This window comes from Puniceicoccus vermicola, from assembly GCF_014230055.1.
GTDB lineage: Bacteria > Verrucomicrobiota > Verrucomicrobiia > Opitutales > Puniceicoccaceae > Puniceicoccus > Puniceicoccus vermicola.
On record NZ_JACHVA010000082.1, the window covers coordinates 12043 to 31911 of the forward strand.

A 19869-nucleotide genomic window follows, 5' to 3' on the forward strand; every position below is an offset into this window, starting at 1 on the left:
AAATGAATAGCTTCAAATTTGAAAAAACGGTCGAAGATACCCGCATCGACAAGGAGAACGGTATTTTAAAAGGAGTTACCCTGATGCAGGTTGGCGAAGCCAAAGGGCATGGGGTGAGAATTACCAAGAAAACCTTCGGCAAAGACTGGATTGGAAAAAGTTACAAATGCTTTATCTCCCATGACGAAATTTCCCGCGATGTGACCGAGTGTATTGGTGTTTGCTACGGGCTTCGGCTCGAAGAAGACGGGACGAAGCTCCGCGCTGATTTCAAATTCTTAGATTCTTTCAAACTTAACCACAAAGGGGACTATGAAACGCTATTGGAACTTGCTGAAACCGCACCTGAGCTATTGGGCATTAGCCTTACTACAAAAGGATCTTTACAAGAAGAAGATGGGGAAGACCTTCCTTTCTTTATTCTGGAGGAAATCTACTCCGCTGATTTTGTCGGGCATCCGGCAGCGACTACGACCCTTTTCGAAGAAGGCAAAGAAGATGATCCAGAATCTGAAGATAAGCCTTCTTCTGAAGAAAAAGAAGATCCCGAGCCCGATGAAGCGGAAAAGGAAGTGGAAGTAGAAATTCTTCCCCGAGTAGAAGCCCTTGAAGCGCAAATTGCTGAAATTCTAGAAAAGCTCGATTCCTTGCAATCTGAGAAGGAAGACGCCGAAACCGCCAAGGAAGAAGCCGAAAAGAAAACCGAGGAACTTACCGAGGAGAACAAAGAACTAGCCGAAGCCGTGAATAAAGCCAAGAAGCTGGCAGAAATTGGAGGCGATGAAGTGACCTTCGGTGAGAAACCCAGCGGAAAAGAAGGCGAGGATCTTCGAAAGCAGATGAACGCAATTCCTGACTTTGCCGAACGTTTGAAGTTTTTCCGTGAACACAAAGCGGAACTGAAGAAGTTTGAATCGGGTAGGGGGTAAATAGTAGCACTATGGCAAATACTTTTTACACTAATACCGAGTTCTTCGATAAAGGCTTATCCGCTTTCGCAGGGGAGATGAGCTTCATTGAAGGATTTTCTACGAAATTTGAAGTTTCTGACATTGCTGGTTCCAGCGTGTCCGTTCCCCTTATCGACGCAGGTTCTGCCGGAGTCTTTTCCGGTGTGTATCAAAACGATTCTGATACTATGACGGAAATTGATGTTGGGGTTACCCACGTTTACAAGAAGTTCTCGGTGAACGTAACCGAAGCTTCTACCAACGCCGCTGCTACCCTTGAGAATCTTTACGTTTCCAATATGCGTAGTTTTGCCGCGAAAGTCTCAGAAACGATCTTGGCTGATGTTGCAAATTACACTGATGCAGTGACGGGGCTTTCTGTTGGATCTTTCGATTTCGACGACGTTAAGTCCGCAAGTATTGAGTTGGATGATAATGGGGTTCCTATGGCGAACAGGAGCCTTGTTCTCAGCCCTTCGTTCAATACTGCCCTGCTTCCTTCAACCAGTGATAATCTAAAGCTCACCCCTGAAGACTATGGCTTTGCTTCATACCGCAATGCGTATCTCCCAAGTGGAGTTCACGGGATCGCGACTCACGCGGGATCTTATGCCTGTGCCGTTGCCCTTCCAAAGAATCCGCTGATTGGTAGTTCTGCATTGATCGACCATGAAGTAATTATTGAACCCACCCTTGGAATTCCGGTTCAAATGCTTGTTTATGGCGAACCGAACGGCGGAAAAATCAGCGCAGTTTTTGAAGCCCTTGTAGGTGGAAAAGTCGCTCAAGACAAAGGCGTGAAACTTACCGCTTAAACCTAACCTTAACTAATCTCATGAAAGATCCTGCCTCGTTCTGGGGTGGGATTTTTCTTCTTGGAAATGGGGTAAATAACTACGTGAGCTTTCCTATCTATGCCGCCGATATTCGGAAGGAACAATTTGTTCTGAATCTTTCCTACAAGCCAACTGACGCAATCTTTCGAGGGGAAGAAGTTTCAGTGCGCATAGATGAGCCTTCGTTTTCCAAAAAACTTCAAACCTACGGATATGAGGGCATCTCGGAAGAAATTGAATGCATGATCTTTACGACCGGCGTTCGGCCAGAAAGTAGGGAGGATACCCTAACGATTGGAGGGATCGGGTATGACATTAGCGAAGTCAGCGATGATCCCGGTTCAGGCTGTTACAACCTGACATTGCGCAAAAGAAGGGCGGTAAAATAGTGGCTGCATACAATACAGAATTTCTAGCGAAGGTTTTTAACTTTCAGGAAAACTTTGAGAATTCTTTCGCTGACTATTTTGACGGGCTAGACGGGCTAAGATGCTTCACAACCTTTGCGGATGAGGAATTGCCGGAAAACTTTCTTGCGGTTCAGTTCGCGTTGGGTGGGGCCAATGGAGGGGAATCTACGGCGTTGCTGAACTACGACAACGGCCAATTAGAAGAAGATATCTTCAATGGGGAACTTACGGTTCAGATTGTTACGCGCAGAAATGATGCGGAAGACCTGAATGAAAACCCTTTACCTTCGATCATACGCTTTCATTCGCAATTGCGGGCAAAGGTTATGGCTAGAATGCTTCGCGGCCAGCTTCACGGGGTGAATCTCCCTTCCTTCTATTCGATTGTGACGCTGAATCATGCGGGGGTTGGCGTATCCATCGAAGAAGACAATTGGGTAGATATCAGCGCGGTCCAATATAACCTTCAGTTCCAGATTCGCCAATGGGACGAGTAGGTTTCCAGAATTACAGCCGATCCCGTCAAATTCCGGGGACTTGGCGCACAGAACAGATTCTGAATGACACAGTGTATTTTGTTGAATCTGAGGAGATTCGAAGGGGCATTGAAGATTTCTTTGTTCTTCTCGAAAAGCTGAAGGTTGACGGAAAATATTTCATGCCTTTACCCCTTTGGTTTGAGTTTGAAGGCCGAAAGCTAACAGTTTGGGGAGGATTTAAAACAGACTATGCGTCTATACCCCGTGGTTTGTGGTTCCTTCTAGCGCCAAGGCAGATTCGTAGGGCGGCAATTCTCCATGATGCGGGATATCGAATACTGGGATTTTTGCGTGATCAAAAAATAATCACAAATAGGCAGTTTTCTATTTTTCGCGAAACCTTCGATGATCTTTTCTTCGAGGCAATGGGCCATGTGGACCCATCGATTTCGGCCTTTAAACGTTGTGCCGCCTTTCGCTCCGTTCGGGCCTTCGGTTGGATGCGAGGCGCGGGACTGAATGACGCAACGATTATCCAGAATAATTTTCCGGTAGTGGATCGTATAATTTCTCCGTTCTGAAAGTCTATTCAGTGGCGGGGTAAATAAGGGTATTATGACCTATAATCCCGAAAGCGCTATCGTCCATACATCTCCCTTGGTTGTGGATACTGATTCCTACGTTGTAACTGATTTCTCCTACGACCTTGGGGCTCAAGTTATCCCCATTAAAGATTCTACAGATAAGGTTACTTCCTATTATATTGATGAAACCAACGAAAACGCTGGTTCCATCACGATTGAACTGAAAGACGGTGAAACCGGAATTTTCGCGATAGGCGACGAATTTACCTATGAATCGAAAGATTGGATTGTAGCTGGCCACGGCCAATCAAGAAGCCGAGGTTCCCAAGCTACTGCTACCTACACAATCAACGAAAAAATCTACAGTGCTTCATAGGTCCTATACTGAAATCCCAGGATTTCAGGAGGATTACCAAGAAGCCCAAGAAAAGCAGCGACTACAGCGCGATTCGTCCTTTTTCTCAGAAGTCCCCCTAGAAATTCTAAGGGGGATTTTTGTTTCTCCGCTGACCCTTCGAAAGGTCACGTTGCTCCAAATTGTGGGCAATCCGTATATTTGTGGCGGTCCTGTTACGCGGGAAGATTCCATTTCGTTTTTATGGATAATTTCCAGCGAGCACGTTCCCAACAATCCGCGATTAAAAAAGGAATTCTTCAAGAAGACCCGTTCTCATTCATCTGAGACTTTGGACGGCGCAATCTGCCAGTATTTGGAAGATCAATGGATGGAACTTGAGGATTCCGCGCCTTCGGATTCGAAAGGAGTCAGACGTTCCATTCCGCTTGATCAAGCTTCGACCGCCGCTTCCTACGTGCATCTACTCGCAAGCAAGTATGGTTGGGGGGAGCAATACATTCTGAATATGCCGATTTCCCGAATTCTTCAGTATCGGAACCTAATTATTTCGGAGATCGATCCACAGCACAAACCCGCAAGTTTGGCGATGAATGTAATTCGGGAATACAATGAGCGATTCAGTCGGATGCTGAAAGAAAGTAAATAGTTTCATGCTGAAGAATGCGATAACTATGTATTTCGGAGCCGATACAAAAGGAGTCGAAACCAAGATGGGGAAACTCAAAAGTTCCATCAAATCTTTTGCTGTATCTATGGGCCTAGTTTTATCGGTCGCCTCAGTCAAAAAGTATATCGATCACCTGACCGAGTTGGGCGAAACCGCGCAAACCCTCAACATGAACGTGGAGGAGTATCAGCGTTACATTTATGCGGCAAAACAGTCAGGTGTTGAAACCGCTGCTTTGAATGACGGCCTTCTTGAGATGCAAAAAAGGTTTGGTGAAGCCATGGAGGGAACGGGCCAGATGTATGAGGTCATGAAAAAGTACAATCTTTCCATGGAGGATTCTGAGGGAAAATTGAAAACCAATGATCAGCTTTTGGGCGAACTTGCTGATCTATATTCTTCGCTACCCAATTCGATTGAAAAGGCTCGAATGGCTGATCAGGCATTTGGCGGATCTGCAAAGGAAATGGTTCGTCTACTAGATGAAGGGGCCGAAGGGTTTGCCCGTTTGAAAAAGGAAGCGGACGAATACGGCGCGATTGTAGAAGAAAGGGTGATTCGAGCCGCTGAAGAAACTAGCTACAAACTAGAAAAGGCAATGTCTCGAATTGGAGCGTTTGGAACGAGTATCGCGTCGGGTGTATATGACGCCATGGACGCTACTGGAAACGCGGTTGGGTCTTTCTTCTATGGAACTGAGGCCGCAGCTGATGCTTATAACGAATCCCAGTCCCAAATGGAGGAGGCGATTACCAAAAAGCAGCAAGCCGAAGCCAAAAAACGCCAAGCTCAGTTTGAGGCCGCGCAGGAAAAACGCCGCAAAACCATCGAAGAAGCCAATCAGAAGATTTTGGATTTGGAGGAAGATTTTCGCTTCAACCAACTTTCTGCCATAGGTCAGCTACTCCAGAAGGAGAAGGAACTAGCCAAACTTCGCGGAGAATACGTCACAGGGCGCGTACAGGGCGATTTCTCCGAGCTTGAGGGGCTGGATAAGAAAAAGGAGATAGCATCCCTAGAAATCGATGTGGCAAAACGCCGCGCCGAAATCGATAAGGCCGCCGCAGCGGAGCAAATGCGTTGGGAGGAGAAGAAAGCCAAAATGCTCCGAGATCATGAGTTTTCGCAAATGAAAACGACTCAGGAAAAGATCGATTTTTTGCAGGCTGAAATGAACGCCATTGAGAAAAAGGCGACCAAGGAAAAACTATCATACATTGAGCGCGAAAAATGGCTCACGAAGGCCATTGAAGTTGAGGATCTACTTGCTGAAAAGAAGCAGAAGATCCGAGACGACGAACAAGATGCAGTCGATAAGCGGAAAGAAACCGAGGAGGATATTCTAGATTTGCGCAAGAAAGCAGCAAATATCAAAAGCTCAGATTCAGGGTCAGATTACGAAGGGCGCGGCCAAGCTTCCTTATCCGAACTGGTTGCCGGAACTCGCGGTTCATCCAATGATCAGCGCAAAGCCCGAAGGGTACAAAGGTTTGAGGAGCGAGCGAAGGAAGCGGCAGACCGAGGCAACTACGAAAAGCGAGATGAATTGTTCGGTAAAGCCGACAAGCTCCGTTCCGAAATTGGAAACCTCAAAGAATCAGACCGGATTCTCCGCAAGCAGGAAGAACTCCAAAAAAAGCAGTTCGAGGAACTGGAGGAGATCAAAAAACAAATTACGAAACTAAACGAGGACTTAGCAGATGAATCCTAACCTTAGAACGCCAGTGCCCAATGGTCCCGCGAATGTGTCTTATCCTTTGTGGTCGAAAAATGACACCGAACATATGGAGATCGCACAAAAATATATTGTCGCGAAAAATGAATATAGCCGTGAACCGATAGATACTCGGATAGATCTAAACGCCGTGAACCTTACGGATACCTACATTTACAACGGGATTGGAAATGCCTATCTTGTCGAAGAAACTCCACCCGTGGAACTTGGCTTTAATCTGGTCGAATTCACGAGGCGATGGGTAACGAATCCGAAGGATAGAACGGAGTATAGTTCCTTTTCATATGTCTTTCCAGGAAGGGAGGATGATACGGATTTCTTTTCATATTTTATTTCTCCCGCAAATCAAAGTTTTGAGTTCAGAACCGCGAATGGGAATGTTGTCCGCATTTCCGGGAGTTTTGACCAAATTGACGAAGGAACCAGAATCAAAGTTTACGTTTCGAATTCTAACATCGATTACTACTACAGAACAACTGTACTTGCGAAAACCGCGAGCTATATAGACATACCGCTTTCGGTGAACTCGACGATATCTAAGATAGTTGGAGAAGCTCCGCTTATTGCTCCGCGATCAAGCACGGTTGGAGCAAGGGTATTTCTCCAATATTTCAACACTTTAGACCCATCGACGATTCCGATTCAGGGAGTTTTCACCGTTGTTGATGGTGCTAGCGGGACCGTTACGGAAATTCTTACCAATACTTCGACACCAACTATTGCTGAATATGAGGCTTTGGAAAATATCTGTGTGTCTCCGACAGTTATAAAGCCTTATCGCGGCTGGCATAACCTGTGGGAAGCTTCCACAACCTATGTTACTCCTGAATAGCGGGGTAAATAGGGGTAGTGATTACATTACCCATACAGTTAGACGAGCCGAACAAGAAAAATACCCTTGTTCGATCAATTGCGGATCAGAATAACCGAGGTAGCTTGCCCTCGTTTGTTTTGGGAAACAAGATTGGAATCAAAGTTGTTCTTCTGGATTCGACGGGCGCGATTGCAGACGAATCGGGCAATGAAGATTACCGCCTTGAAATGGCGGTTGGACGTATCGAGAATGCGCCAACAAGCGGAACATTCACCCTTTCTTATGGCGGGAATACCACTTCAAGCCTTGCCTATGATGCTTCAACTTTGGACGTTGAAACAGCGTTGAACGCCCTTTCATCTGTTTCCAGCGGGGGCGGCGTTGATGTTTACGGTTCAGCGGGTCTTTATTCCGTCAATTGGCGCTCAAACGGTGCTAGAACCGAGATTTCGGCGACTAACGATCTAAACCCGAAGTCGGGAATCTCAATTATTGAAGCGAGGGAAGGGGACGGGAGCACTGCTTCGATTTCATTGGTTCGTTTTGGACGTGTTGCAGCGGCATATTCGGGATTGGGAGATTGGACTGAAATTTCAAGCGGCGAAGCGGGTTGGACCACTGAACTAGATCTGGATACAGACCAAGCGGCACTTTATGTCGGAAACAGCAAATCTGTTTCGGCAGATTGCGAAATTGCCCTGATTGATAGTAGTGGAAACTATACTACACTATACCAAGGATCTACCAATATTTTCAAAAATCTCATCAATGATGCGGTTTTAGGGAGTATCAATCTTCCTTCTGTTGCTACCCAGCAACAAATTGAAGCAGACCTTGCAGCGGCTGAATCCGATATTGACGATCTTGAAGCCAACAAGTCAGACGTTGGGCATGGCCATGTGATTTCGGACACTACAGGATTGCAGGCGGAGTTAGATGGAAAACTTGCCCAATCCAGTAACCTTTCTGACGTGGAAAACGCTTCAACCGCGTTCGGAAACATCAAGCAAACAGCAACGGAGGCTGCTACAGGTGTAACAGAATGGGCAACCGAAACCGAAGTTCTTCGGGCTTCTAATGTGAATTCGGTTGTGCGAGCAAAACACTTACGTTTGAAGATTGAATCTAACGGGGCCGTGATTGTCGGAGACCTTACCGGAAATTCAAGGGGTATAAACGGCTTGGACCTTCAAAGTAGTCGAGGCGCAGCAAATCAGGTTGCAAGTGGGACTAGTTCGACTGCTGTTGGTCTTAGTAATACTGCGAGTGGATCTGAATCCACTGCTGTTGGTTATAATAATGCGGCAACCCAAGGTGGCGCTACCGCTATCGGGCACAATAATACTGCCAGTGGAGGAAATTCTTCTGCTATAGGATACGGGGCAAAAACAACCACCGCCAATACGTTTGAAGCTGGTTATTGGTCAGGCTCAACAACTCGATCTTCTGCAATTCGTATGCATCCTAACGGACAAGTTGCGATGACAATCGCAGATTCTGCTTCCGCACCAACAGACGGCGGGGCAACAGCGGGAAGCGAAGCAGATGGAACATTGGCTAGAGAAATGGTTTCTATCAGACGAGATGGAGACGACGTATACATCGATGTAAATATTGGTGGAACAGTTAAGACAGTATCATTGGGAACAGCGGTATAATATGGCACAAGTAAGAAAAGAAACAACAGGAACAAATGTACCTTTGAATGGGGAAATTGTTGAATATAACGGGTATCAATGCGTTGGAGACGGAAGTACAAAAGTTCAGAATCTAGGAACTTTAACTCCGAAAGTACCCATAGAAGTTGGTCAAAACTCTGATAAGCTTGCACTTACGGATCTATCCGCAGGACAACGAGTCCTCGTTACTGATGAGGCGAATCGCGTCGAAGAATATCTTGGTGACATTGCGGATAACGAAAGCATCACACGAGTCCAATTAAGCGGTGCTGGAACGATTGGGTTTGATGGGTTTTACGAAAAGGCTAGTCCGGCTAACGGGAAAGATACTTTTTACGGCATAACTACAGGTCAAGAAATCACTTGGACCGGGACTCACTGGCAGGTCTATGATTTTGGATTATTCGATTGGGCTTACCGTTCTTCTGATGACACGGCATATCCTTGGCAGGCTACGACCTGGGAAGCGAATACCGGATACGGTGCCGTCCCGGATGTCGAGAAGGTTAGTGCGTCTGCGAATGACAATTGGGCGATTATTGGGCCGAACACGTTCGAGCTGACCGTGACGAACAACGAAGCGAGTAGCATTACCGTAAATGGAGTCTCGGTCGGAGCTTCTGCAACGGTAAATGTTGGTTGGGTTAGAAATAAGTTCACTCACTCAAATCCAAACTTCTATGAATCATATTACCGAGTTCTGCACTTAGACATACCTTCATCGGCGCGAGTTTATCCGAGCGACGAAAACGGTATCTATTGGCCCAACTTCGGAGGGAGTGGTTCCCACATTTTCATACCAATAGTAATTCCAGACCGGGGCGCAGCTTATATTGGAACTTTCGGTGGATTCTAGAATTCAATAATACTATGGACCCCATCGAAAAACAGAAGAAAGCCCTTGTCGCGGCAACGGCTAAACTGAATGAGGTAATCGAGGCGGTGAATCCGCTTTTGGATATACAGGTAAAATTTGTTCCGGATATTACGTCGCCGAAAGTTGAATACTCCGAGAAAAATCTTCTTATTTCGATTCCTAAATCGATAGGAGGTGCGGAAGAACTTGAACTTTATATTTGTGAGAACGGGGTGCCTGTTCAGAAAACATTTTTTGTTTCTTCTTCGGACGAGGAGACCGAATAATGCCCCTAGCTTCGCCATTCAAGGCACTTGGTAAAGGCAACGGGTTTCCCTTTTGTGTGAATCAGTTGGATGTGTCCGATCTTGACGATTGGCTAACGCTCGGAGGAGTCCGCAAGGGTGATGATCCTACAGACATGGAAATTGCTGACTCACATCGTAATGCTATGAAGTTATTCTGGAATCTTTCGGGCATTGATATTTCCGCATCATCATACGGTGTCAGCGTAGACGGGTTGGAGATCGAGACGGAACCCCGTTTGCGTGTTTGTGCAGGTAGTTCGGATGAATATTCTGTTGATAAGTCCGAAACAGACACGGTTTCGGCTAGTATCGCGTGTACGATCTATCTTTATCGATATTTCGAAGATGGAATTTTCGTAGGTTATGGTATTGGGGGCGGTTTTCCTTTGGAATCCTTTTTGGTCGCAGATGCATTGGGAATGGATAGGGAGGCTACTTGGATAACCAACGCCTTAAATGGGATCTATCCTGTTGGGTCGGTAGTGACCGAAACAACGCTGAACGATATTCCGTTTCTAAAGGTCCGTTTGGAAGCCTCCGATAGCAATGTTTCAGCGGGAATCAACGGTCTTGGCTTCTACACCTACGAGTAAATAAAAGTATGACCAAGTTTCTAAAGTTTATCCCGATTCTGATATACTGCCTTACCCTGCTAGTGGGCGCTATTTCCTATGCATTTGTTTACGGGGCATACACGGAGGGGATAGACAACGAAATCGCGGCTCACGAGAAGCGGCTGGAGAAGGTGGAAATCTTTGTGGTGGATGCTAGAGGCGAGCTTCGTAGCTTGGACAAAAGCAACGCCGAAACCGCCGAAAAGCTGAACTCGATATATCAGCTTATGGAGCGTCAGGAGAAAAGTTTGACGCGCATCGAAGACCTGCTTCTGGAACGTCCCTGAATTTTTTTGTAAATAATATCGAATCAGACTGGCATTCAGTCGTGTTCCCGTCGTAGCCTAGATATCGTCAAGGAAGGCTCCTTACTTATTATCTTGAATATCTAGTTATGAAATCAATCACGGAAATTGTAGATGAACTATGTGTCTTGGCTTTGGGTATTGCCCATGAAGGCGCGGTCTCGAAAAAAGGAACATATATATGTTGGCGAGTCGAAAAGGAGGGCTGGTTCTCGGGTAGGTGTATCGGGGTATCCGAAGAAAGCCGGGACTGTATCAGATTTACCACAGGAGAAGGGGTTTCTTTCCCTAAGAAGATCTTTCCGTTCCGTATTACCTATTCCGATCCTTTAGAAAAAGTTAAAGTGATAATCCATCAGGATGAAGTTGATAGAAATATGCTGAGCTTGATTCTAGCCGCTGCTGAGAATTCGCATTTGAAATTTGATTCAGAAGTGTTTGAGCCGCCTTACAATATTCCGAGTGATGCTTGGAGCAGGAAAGCTTTGCAGCAGCGAGAAGCCAACCAAATGAAAGGAGGGGCATAGAAAATGTCATCAGAAATCATAGGTGCTTTGATTCTTGCTGGTGGAGCGTTACTGGGAATTCTTCTCAAGTATCGGTTGGACAATCAGAAGACGTCAAAAGTGCCGAGTGCAGTTAGCGCACAAAAAGATGAGTTCGTAACATCCAAGCCTTTGACGGAGGAGCCTATTCCTGAGCCTGTATCGGTAGACGCCCAACGTTGTTTTCTTTCCCATTCCGAAATAGTGCAGGCTATTGAATCCCAGGCTCCTTATCAGGAGCAAAGTGTTCATGATAGCTTTGTCGGGCATCAGATTACTTGGAGTTCAACCCTTCAATCGATATCGCGTCATGGCGATTCTGTGACCGTTATGGGGAGTATTCCGGTTGAAGGTCATGGATGCTTGTTTTGTAAAACGAGCAAGAAAGAAGCGCAGATTTTCAACTTGGTTCCAAAGAAAACTTCTTTTCTAGTGACAGGAACCATTGAAAGGATAAATAGGTTCGAAGTGGATTTGAACGATTGCACCTTTGAAATCCGAACGTCTGCGGAGGCAGAATAGGCAGCGGAATGCACCATCCAGACGATCCAGATTGGCCAGAAGTTGAACGCGCTTGTTCGGACGGGTCTATTTACGATGCCGATTTAGAAACGCTTCGGAAGTATGCGCGGGTAACCAGTAGGATTCCGCCTAGCCACAATCCGGCTTTTCACGCAAAATACGCTCAATACTGTTCAACCATTCGCCACAGGATCGAACTTCTCGAAACGGAAAAATCTGAGAAAAGGATGGTATTTTGGGCGAAAGTTGCGGCTGTGGTCGCAGGAATTGCGGCGCTGCTTTCGTTGCTTCAATGGTTATTTCCGAGGAGTTAGGGCGGAGATGACCGGAATCCGGCAGAAAGGTTGAGTTATGTTTTCCAGCTTACGTACAGTCTCAACGGAGTTTGAACTGTACTGGCAATCTACTGTTACTACGCTCGTACGGGCCGATAGAACGAAAAATCGGTACAAATGGCATTCTTGACTTTCACGTACAAACCACTAGATTTTTTTAATAAGTTAAGAATTTTGAAAATTTGGAGCAAGTGGGAATCGAACCCAAGGAGGGAGGTCTAAAGGCTCCCTTGGAAGACCACTTCCGCTTGCCCCGAAAAAAAGATAGTCCCCCCGACAAAGCTGCGCCTAGTAAACAACGCTTGGAAGGGGGATTATTTTTGTTTGCGCCAAGACTATCAGATGGCGCTTTGTGTTCTTCTTGGAATCATGAGTTTTCCTTTCGCGTTAGTGGGCTAGGGGATCGGATAATGTTTAGCCCGCGGAGACTGTAGGCCCGAGCTTTTTGAAGCTTGATGGAATCCTGCCGGTACCAGTTTTGGTTTTCTCGATCATAGTGCCTTCGTCTGCAAGCTCCGACAGATAGGAACTGATATTTGATCGGTTGGCGTCTACATCTATATAGTCGGAAATTTCATTCATAATGTCGGTGCTCGTGAATTCGGAATCCATTCTGTGGATTGCCATGACGATTCGTTCCTTTAGGGTTATCCTTGTCCTGTTTCGAACGCGAACTCGGGGCAGGGAAGAAGTAGTTGGAGGAGGGGGTGGTTTTGGTGTTAGTCGTGGTGGTGGTCCATATGAGGAGACTGTTTTTGGGAGGCTAGCTTTAGTGAAGTCATCCGATGAAATCCTGATAACCCTTTCAACCGCCTGAAGGTCTTCGGTCAGCGACTTAATTTGCTGGATCAGCTCGTCTCGTAGCGTTTCTAAATCCTCGTTCATGTTTTGCAGTAAAAACAACACTACAGGATCGTGTCAAACGAGAAGTGGGCTTTTTGTGTCAATAAACTTTGGCTTTTGTGTTTTTTTTAATGTTCTTTGATTCTACTTCACAAAAGTCGATTTTCTGGCTTTATCGCTAGGTCGATTGCGGGGTCTTCTGTGCGCATTGATCTATAGTATCGGTATTCATTCTGTTTCTGCGCGGATTCTAAACCAGTAAAATCAAAGGCCAGAAACGAAAATCCCTAGCACTTTTTTAGCACTCAACTTCTGTAAGTCGTTGAATGATAACGTGTAAACGGTTCCGAAGGTCACATAATAGCCGTTATACGACGCCCGCGAAATCGTTTCCCGATTCTGAGGTTGGAGATCAGAATCGGGAACGGGAGGTTCGTCAAGGGGGAAGAGCTCCCCCGTCGACGATTAGGCTTTGGCGATGACCGCCTCGAGCTTTTCGCCGAACTCGAATACGGGTTCGGGGAGGCCTTCCGCGCGGTGGGGAACTACTTTCCAGAAGTGGGAGACGGTGGTCTTCCATTTCTTCAAGAGGGCCTTGGCGTGCGGACTTTCGGTGAGGGAGGCGTGGAGCTCGATGAGCTTCTTGAGGGCCGTAATCTCGTCATTCTTGTCGAGACGGGCGGGAGTCACCATTTCCGGGTTGTAGGATTGCTCGAATTTCTTGTCTGGATCGTAGATGAACGCGAGTCCGCCGCTCATTCCAGCGCCGAAGTTTGTGCCGGTTTCGCCGAGGACCACGACCGTTCCGCCGGTCATGTACTCACAACCGTGGTCTCCAATTCCTTCGACCACGGCCGTGCCACCGCTATTGCGGACGGCAAAGCGCTCACCGGCCAGGCCGGCGGCGAAGAGGAATCCACCGGTGGAACCGTAGAGGCAGGTGTTTCCGACGATGATGTTGTCTTTCCAGACGAAGCTTTCGCGATCCTGTGGGCGAACGATGATTTCACCGCCATTCATTCCCTTCCCGACGTAGTCATTGGCTTCTCCCATGAGGGTGAGGCGGACGCCTTGAACGAGGAAGGTTCCGAAGCTCTGACCCGCGCTGCCGATGAATTTGAGGTCCATGGTCCCCGCCGGCATGCCGTTGTTTCCGTGCATGTAGGCGATTTCTCCAGAGAGGTGCGTCCCGATGTTGCGGTGAACATTCTTCACCTTGTAGGTCTGGGAGAACTTCGGAGTCAGGTGGGTGACGGTCTCGATGGCTTCCTGGAGGATTTGGTCGTCAATCGATCCCTCACCACCGATGCGGTCGTTGCGCTCACGGGTGTGAATGCGGGAGAGGACTCCGCTTGGATCCGGGTTGTGAAGGATGCCGGCGAAGTTGATCGTTGCGGTCTTCGGATTCTTCGGATCCTGGATTTGCTCCAAGAGGTCGGTGCGGCCCACGAGTTCGTCAATGGTGGCTACCCCGAGGTTGGCCATGATCCTGCGCACGTCTTCGGCGACAGCGTTGAAGTAGTTGATGAGGTTCTCGGGCTTGCCCTTGAACTTCTTGCGAAGGTCTTCCCGCTGGGTCGCAACGCCGACCGGGCAGGTGTTCTTGTGGCAGACCCGGAACATCGCGCAACCGGCAGCGATCAGAGCACCCGTGCCGAAGTTGAATTCCTCGGCACCGAGGATGGCTGCGATGACGATATCACGGCCAGTCTTCATGCCCCCGTCGGTGCGGAGGACGACGCGACTGCGGAGGTCGTTCATCATCAGGACTTGGTGGGCTTCGGCGAGGCCGATTTCCCACGCCGATCCTGCGTGCTTGATCGAGGAAATCGGAGAGGCCCCGGTTCCCCCGTCGTGTCCGGAGATCAGAATCACGTCGGCATAGGCTTTCGCCACCCCGGCGGCAATCGTTCCGACTCCCGAGGAGGAGACGAGTTTCACGCAGACCTTGGCGCGTGGGTTGACCTGCTTGAGGTCGTAAATCAGCTGGGCCAGATCCTCGATTGAGTAAATGTCGTGGTGCGGCGGCGGCGAGATCAGAGTGACGCCGGGAACGCTGAAACGGAGGGTGGCGATGAGGTCGGTGACTTTGTGGCCAGGGAGCTGTCCGCCCTCACCGGGCTTTGCCCCTTGGGCGACCTTGATCTCAATCTCACGGGCATTTGCCAAGTAGGCTGCGGTGACCCCGAAGCGACCCGAGGCGACTTGCTTGATGGCGCTGTTGGCACTGGTGCCGTCCGGACGGATGCGGAAGCGCTTTGGATCTTCGCCCCCTTCGCCGGAGTTCGACTTCCCGCCGATGCTGTTCATGGCGATGGCCAAAGCCTCGTGGGTTTCGGGCGAGATGGCTCCGAGAGACATCCCAGCCGTGGTGAAGCGGCGGCGGATCTCGTCGATCGGCTCGACGTTCTCCAGAGAGATCGGCTTTGTCAGGTAGCGGAACTTCAATAGATCGCGCACCGACATGGACTGGTGGTTTTCACTGGCTTCCTTGAACGGTAGGAAGCGGTCAAACTTCTTGGAGTCGCCGCGGAAGATCTTGTTCATTCCTCCGACAACCTTGGAATTCCAACCGTGGAACTCTGCAGCACCACGCTTGACGACGCTGTAGTACCCTTCGTCCCAGAGTTCGGCGGGTTCCTTGCCGTATGCTTTCTGGTGGCGGGCCAGGGTCTCGTCGCAGATCTGCGGATAGCCGATTCCTCCGATTGGGCAGGCGCTGCCTCGGAAGCATTCGCGAATGACCGGGTAGCTGATGCCCACGGCTTCGAAGACTTGAGCCCCTTGGTAGCTGAAGAGGGTGCTGATACCCATCTTCGACATGATCTTGAGGATGCCCTTGTCGATGGCCTTGCGGTAGTTGGCCAGAGCGGCTTCCGCATCGAGTGGCTTCTCTTCATCGGCCGCGCCCATCTTAATGAGCATGTCCTGGGCGAACCAGGGGTGAACGGCGTTGGCGCCGAAGCCGAGGAGACAGGCGATTTGGTGAACGTCGCGAGCTTCGGCCGTATCGGCAATAATATCACAACGCAGGCGGCGTCCGGCGCGGACAAGCCCTTGGTGGACGGCTCCCACGGCCAACAAAGCCGGGATCGGCGCACGTTTGGCCGAGGTCTTGCGGTCGGACAGAAGGATCAACTTGGCTCCCCCTTCGACAGCGTCGACCGCTTCGGAAACGAGACGCTTCACCTCTTCGCCGAACTTCTCCGAATCGATATCGGCGGGGAAGGTTGTGTCGATGACGGTATCGGTTCCCTTGAAGACTTTGCTCTCACGGATGGCCTTCAGCTCACTCTCGAAGAGGAGAGGGGACTCCAGTGTAATAAACGGGTGCTCGCTCGAAAGAGGCTCAAAGAGCCCCAGGCGTCCGCCGAGATTGACCTTCACCGACATGACCGAGCGCTCCCGCAGGGAGTCGATGGCCGGGTTGGTGACTTGGGCAAAGAGTTGACGGAAGTAGGAAAAAAGGAGGCGGCTGCGCTGTGAGAAAACGGCAAGCGGAGTATCGTCCCCCATGGAGGCGACGGCTTCCTGTCCGGTCTGCACGAGCGGCTTTAGGACCATTTCTTCCTCGTCGGTGCTGTAGCCGAAGCACACCCGCAATGGGGTGATCTCCTTTTCGTCAATGGGCTCCACTTCCCTCTTCTTTTTCTTGGCGATGAGGTCGGAGAGGGGAACGAGAGAGCGCTTGCACCAGCTGACGTAGTCTTCATCGCCTGCGAGGACGTTCTTGATGTCGGCGTCGCGGAGAACGGTGTGCTTCTCAATGTCGACAGCGATCATGCGTCCTGGTCCCAGTCGACCAGCTTCGATTACGGGAGAACCCCAGTCGCGAATCAATCCTGCTTCGGACCCGAGGACGATGAATCCATCTTCGTAGATCTTGTAACGGCAGGGGCGTAGACCGTTTCGGTCAAGGGTCCCTCCGACGAAGCGGCCATCCGTGAAGGCGACCGCAGCCGGACCATCCCACGGCTCCATCATGGCTGAGTGGCAACGGTAGAAGGCGCGCACGTCTTCCGGCAGGTTCGGGTTGTTCTCCCATGCGGAGGGGATCATCATGCTCACTCCATGGAAGCAGGTGCGCCCGCCGACGCTCAGGAGCTGGAGGGTGTTGTCGAGGCTGGTCGAGTCCGACATGTCCTGCTGAATCATCGGGCTGAGATCCTTGTAGCGATCGCCCCAGACGCCGTGATTGTTCGAAAATTCCCGCGCCCGCATCAGGTTGCGGTTACCTTTGATCGTGTTGATCTCACCGTTGTGGGCCAGCATCCGGTAGGGCTGAGCCTTCGTCCAGTCGGGGAGGGTGTTCGTCGCGAATCTCTGGTGGAAGACCGTAAAGGCGGTTTGGTAGAGCTCGGAACGCAGGTCGGTGTAAAATTGACCCACCTGCGGAGCGTTGAGAAGCCCCTTGTATGTGATGGTCCGGTGCGAAAAGCTGACAATGTAGAAGTCCGGGATGTTTTTCTCCCCGGCTTCGCGCATGGCCGTCCGCATCGCGAGGAAGAGCGCCCGTTCATAGGCGTCGCCGTCCATTTCCGGGGCTTTGCCGATCAGAACTTGGACGATTGCCGGACGAGTCAACTCGGCTTTCTTGCCGAGGCACTCCGGGTTTACAGGCACGTCGCGCCAAGCCAGGAAGTTCAACCCCTCCTTTTTGATCGCGTCCTCGATGATCTGCTTTGCGTGATTGCGGGCATACTCATCGTCGCGGGGCATGAAGACCATGCCCACGCCGAGATCGCTCTTTTCGTAGAGGGTTTTGCCTTTTTCTTCGAGGAAGCTTTCGAAAAGCTCGTAGGGGATTTGGGTCAGAACCCCAGCTCCATCTCCTGTCACTGCATCGGCGTCGATCGCCCCGCGGTGGGCGAGGTTTTTCAGTCCTTGCAGGGCCCGGTCCAGAGTCGCGTAAGAGCGTTCGCCATTAATGTTGGCGATGAACCCGACGCCACAGGCATCGTGTTCTTGGTCCGGGTTGTACAGTGGAGATGGATTGTCGAAAGTCATACGGTTCTAATTCGTAGTTTAGCCGCACGACGAAGCGCCATGCGGCTGTTAAGAGTCCGGGATCAGGAAATCCCGATCCCGGAAGTGGAACAAAGCATTTTTTTTGCTAATTCCTCGAACTTTGCCGAGGAAATTCTTTTTTCCAGAAAAATTCTAGAAAAAGCGCACCGTCTGCGGGTCTTCGCGGCGGTGGGAAGAGCAGGACTGGTTGGTCGGATAATCGACGTCAGCTGCGCTCTTCTCGACGAGTTGGTTGGCGACGAGGTAGTTCTCGACTTCCTCACCGCTCACATCCGCGAGCATCACCCCGTCGATCTCGACGCAAGGGGAGAGGTGCTGGCCGGACTTTGCACACATTTCCTCGTAAAGCTCGCGATTGTTGACGATGTCGAGGTCGGTGTACTCCAAATCATATTTCTTGAGGATGGCACGGACTCCGCGGCTCCAGCCGCATGTAGGCTTTAGGTAGGCTGTGATTTTCATAATAGTCTTAGATTAAACGTGTTTGCGAATGACGAACCCCCTCTAACAAGACGGGAAATCGGTTCTGTGCAAGTATGGGGAGCCTTCGGGGGGCAATTTTTTCAAAAATCGGCCCTCTCAGAAGATCGAGGGCAGTGTTTGCTTGCCTTGTCCGGTCGCCGTCGGTTTAGGTTTGGGGTTTTCACGTATGGGATCATCCAAATTCACCTTCGGGGACACATGAGCAAGGTCGTTGTCACGGGCTTGGGCTTCATCACGAGCATCGGCAATAGCCGCGATGAGGTTCAGAGCAGTTTGGAAAATCTTCGATCGGGGATTGAATGGTATCCGGGCTTCGATGATCCGAAGATCCCGATCCACGTTTTGGGGACGATCAAGGACTTCGATACCGCCTCGATGGACCAAGAGGATTGGACCTTCCCGTCCCAGTATCGGATCAATCGGTCATTTTTGCGAAGTCTTTCTCCGCACGTGCTTTACGGTTATTGCGCCATGAAGGATGCGATCGAAGACGCCGGTTTGCAGACGGAGGATATCTCCAATCCCGACACCGGGATGTTCACGGCCTCGGCCGGATCTACCTCTTCGCTGGTGTACCATGTGAATCACCTGCGGGAGTATGGTGCCGAGCGCTCTCAGCCGAAGGCCATCGTCGCCTCGATCGCGGGGACCATGAACTTTAATCTCGCCAGCCATTTTCACATTCGTGGGGCGACTTGCGGTTATGTCTCGGCTTGCGCTTCTTCCGGCCACGCTCTCGCGGCGGCCTTCGAAGAGATTCAGTCCGGCCGCCAGAAGCGGATGGTCGTGGTGGGCGCCGAAGACGGCAATACGGAGTGCATTCTTCCTTTCGCGTCTATGCGGGCTCTTTCTCTCAATCCAGATCCGGCAACCGCTTCGCGGCCCTTTGACCGCGATCATGACGGGTTTGTCGGAACCGGCGGCGGAGTCGCCATGGTCCTCGAGGCGGAAGATGTCGCTGTCAGCCGCGGGGCTTCGATTTACGGTCGTATGATCGGCTATGGCCAAGCTTCCGACGGGTTTAGCGCTGTTCTTCCGCAACCGGAAGGGGACGGCCTCATCCGCGCCATCGAAATGGCCCTGAAGCGGGCCGAAATCGAGGTTTCTGATGTCGATTATATCAACGCCCACGCGCCCTCGACGCCGATGGGAGATATCGCCGAAATCAAAGCCCTGCGAAAGGTTTTTGCCGAAAAGGGAGTCTCGCCGATGGTGAGCAGCACCAAGGCGCTGACCGGTCATGCTCTTTCGATGGCCAGCGTCCTCGAGGCCGCGATTTCCGTTCTTTCCTTAAAGAAGGGATTTGTTCCCGGGTCGGCCAACTTTGTGAACCCGGAAAAGGGTGCCGAAGATCTGAATATTATTCCGACCACGGAAAAACGAGAGATCCAGCGCCTCATTACCAACAGTAGTGGTTTTGGTGGAGCGAACGTCAGCTTGGTCTTCGAGCGCGCGTAAATCGCGGATCGGGATTAAAGGTACCGGTTCGGAAGATCGGGCGTCCATCTGGTTTGGAGA

General features: G+C 50.1%; 20 protein-coding genes. 17 read left to right on the forward strand and 3 right to left on the reverse strand.

Annotation, left to right across the window (positions count from 1 at the left end; genetic code table 11):
- Positions 1 to 2 precede the first annotated feature (2 nt).
- The 16 genes from H5P30_RS09855 to H5P30_RS09930 all read left to right on the forward strand — a co-directional run bounded on the left by H5P30_RS09855 (position 3) and on the right by H5P30_RS09930 (position 11662).
- Entirely contained in the window at positions 3 to 929 is a 927-nt protein-coding gene (locus tag H5P30_RS09855) for a hypothetical protein (protein ID WP_185692778.1), read from the forward strand.
- A gap of 11 nt (positions 930 to 940) precedes the next feature.
- A complete protein-coding gene (locus H5P30_RS09860; RefSeq protein ID WP_185692779.1) occupies positions 941 to 1765 on the forward strand; it encodes a major capsid protein in 825 nt (274 codons plus the stop codon).
- 20 nt (positions 1766 to 1785) lie between these two features.
- The gene (locus H5P30_RS09865; protein WP_185692780.1) at positions 1786 to 2175 is read left to right on the forward strand and encodes a hypothetical protein; all 390 of its coding nucleotides are present in this window, start codon (positions 1786 to 1788) and stop codon (positions 2173 to 2175) included.
- Positions 2175 to 2693 (forward strand): hypothetical protein, encoded by a 519-nt coding sequence (locus H5P30_RS09870; protein ID WP_185692781.1) that lies wholly within the window; start codon positions 2175 to 2177, stop codon positions 2691 to 2693. Before H5P30_RS09865 ends, H5P30_RS09870 begins: the two co-directional genes overlap by 1 nt.
- Before the next feature lie 71 nt (positions 2694 to 2764).
- On the forward strand, positions 2765 to 3256 hold the full coding sequence (locus H5P30_RS09875; protein WP_185692782.1) for a DUF1353 domain-containing protein: 492 nt from the start codon (positions 2765 to 2767) through the stop codon (positions 3254 to 3256).
- Between the two features lie 34 nt (positions 3257 to 3290).
- Entirely contained in the window at positions 3291 to 3635 is a 345-nt protein-coding gene (locus H5P30_RS09880) for a hypothetical protein (protein WP_185692783.1), read from the forward strand.
- Between the two features lie 310 nt (positions 3636 to 3945).
- Positions 3946 to 4263 carry a hypothetical protein gene (locus H5P30_RS09885; RefSeq protein ID WP_185692784.1) on the forward strand — a complete coding sequence of 106 codons (318 nt, stop codon included), beginning with the start codon at positions 3946 to 3948 and terminating at the stop codon, positions 4261 to 4263.
- Between the two features lie 4 nt (positions 4264 to 4267).
- Positions 4268 to 5995, forward strand: a complete 1728-nt coding sequence (locus tag H5P30_RS09890) for a phage tail tape measure protein (protein WP_185692785.1) — start codon at positions 4268 to 4270, stop codon at positions 5993 to 5995.
- 73 nt (positions 5996 to 6068) lie between these two features.
- Positions 6069 to 6851 (forward strand): hypothetical protein, encoded by a 783-nt coding sequence (locus H5P30_RS09895; protein WP_185692786.1) that lies wholly within the window; start codon positions 6069 to 6071, stop codon positions 6849 to 6851.
- Between the two features lie 17 nt (positions 6852 to 6868).
- Positions 6869 to 8491, forward strand: coding sequence for a hypothetical protein (locus H5P30_RS09900; RefSeq protein ID WP_185692787.1), 1623 nt, complete (start codon positions 6869 to 6871; stop codon positions 8489 to 8491).
- Position 8492: 1 nt separating this feature from the next.
- Positions 8493 to 9368 (forward strand): hypothetical protein, encoded by an 876-nt coding sequence (locus H5P30_RS09905; protein ID WP_185692788.1) that lies wholly within the window; start codon positions 8493 to 8495, stop codon positions 9366 to 9368.
- Positions 9369 to 9382: 14 nt separating this feature from the next.
- Complete coding sequence (locus H5P30_RS09910) at positions 9383 to 9655, forward strand: hypothetical protein (protein WP_185692789.1); 273 nt, start codon at positions 9383 to 9385, stop codon at positions 9653 to 9655.
- A gap of 56 nt (positions 9656 to 9711) precedes the next feature.
- Positions 9712 to 10269 (forward strand): hypothetical protein, encoded by a 558-nt coding sequence (locus H5P30_RS09915; RefSeq protein ID WP_185692790.1) that lies wholly within the window; start codon positions 9712 to 9714, stop codon positions 10267 to 10269.
- An 8-nt stretch (positions 10270 to 10277) separates the two neighbouring features.
- Positions 10278 to 10577: a hypothetical protein gene (locus tag H5P30_RS09920; RefSeq protein WP_185692791.1), complete on the forward strand. Its 300-nt coding sequence runs from the start codon at positions 10278 to 10280 to the stop codon at positions 10575 to 10577.
- A gap of 107 nt (positions 10578 to 10684) precedes the next feature.
- A complete protein-coding gene (locus tag H5P30_RS09925) occupies positions 10685 to 11122 on the forward strand; it encodes a hypothetical protein (protein WP_185692792.1) in 438 nt (145 codons plus the stop codon).
- Positions 11123 to 11125: 3 nt separating this feature from the next.
- Positions 11126 to 11662, forward strand: coding sequence for a hypothetical protein (locus H5P30_RS09930; RefSeq protein WP_185692793.1), 537 nt, complete (start codon positions 11126 to 11128; stop codon positions 11660 to 11662).
- Positions 11663 to 12411: 749 nt separating this feature from the next.
- Here the strand turns inward: H5P30_RS09930 and H5P30_RS09935 are convergent.
- From H5P30_RS09935 to H5P30_RS09945, 3 genes are all read right to left on the reverse strand, one after another.
- Positions 12412 to 12882 (reverse strand): hypothetical protein, encoded by a 471-nt coding sequence (locus H5P30_RS09935; protein WP_185692794.1) that lies wholly within the window; start codon positions 12880 to 12882, stop codon positions 12412 to 12414.
- A gap of 423 nt (positions 12883 to 13305) precedes the next feature.
- On the reverse strand, positions 13306 to 17847 hold the full coding sequence (gene gltB, locus H5P30_RS09940) for a glutamate synthase large subunit (RefSeq protein WP_185692795.1): 4542 nt from the start codon (positions 17845 to 17847) through the stop codon (positions 13306 to 13308).
- A gap of 153 nt (positions 17848 to 18000) precedes the next feature.
- Positions 18001 to 18330, reverse strand: coding sequence for a glutaredoxin family protein (locus H5P30_RS09945; protein ID WP_185692796.1), 330 nt, complete (start codon positions 18328 to 18330; stop codon positions 18001 to 18003).
- 219 nt (positions 18331 to 18549) lie between these two features.
- Here H5P30_RS09945 and H5P30_RS09950 point away from each other — a divergent pair, with 219 nt between their 5' ends.
- Entirely contained in the window at positions 18550 to 19809 is a 1260-nt protein-coding gene (locus tag H5P30_RS09950) for a beta-ketoacyl-[acyl-carrier-protein] synthase family protein (RefSeq protein ID WP_185692797.1), read from the forward strand.
- Positions 19810 to 19869: the final 60 nt, after the last annotated feature.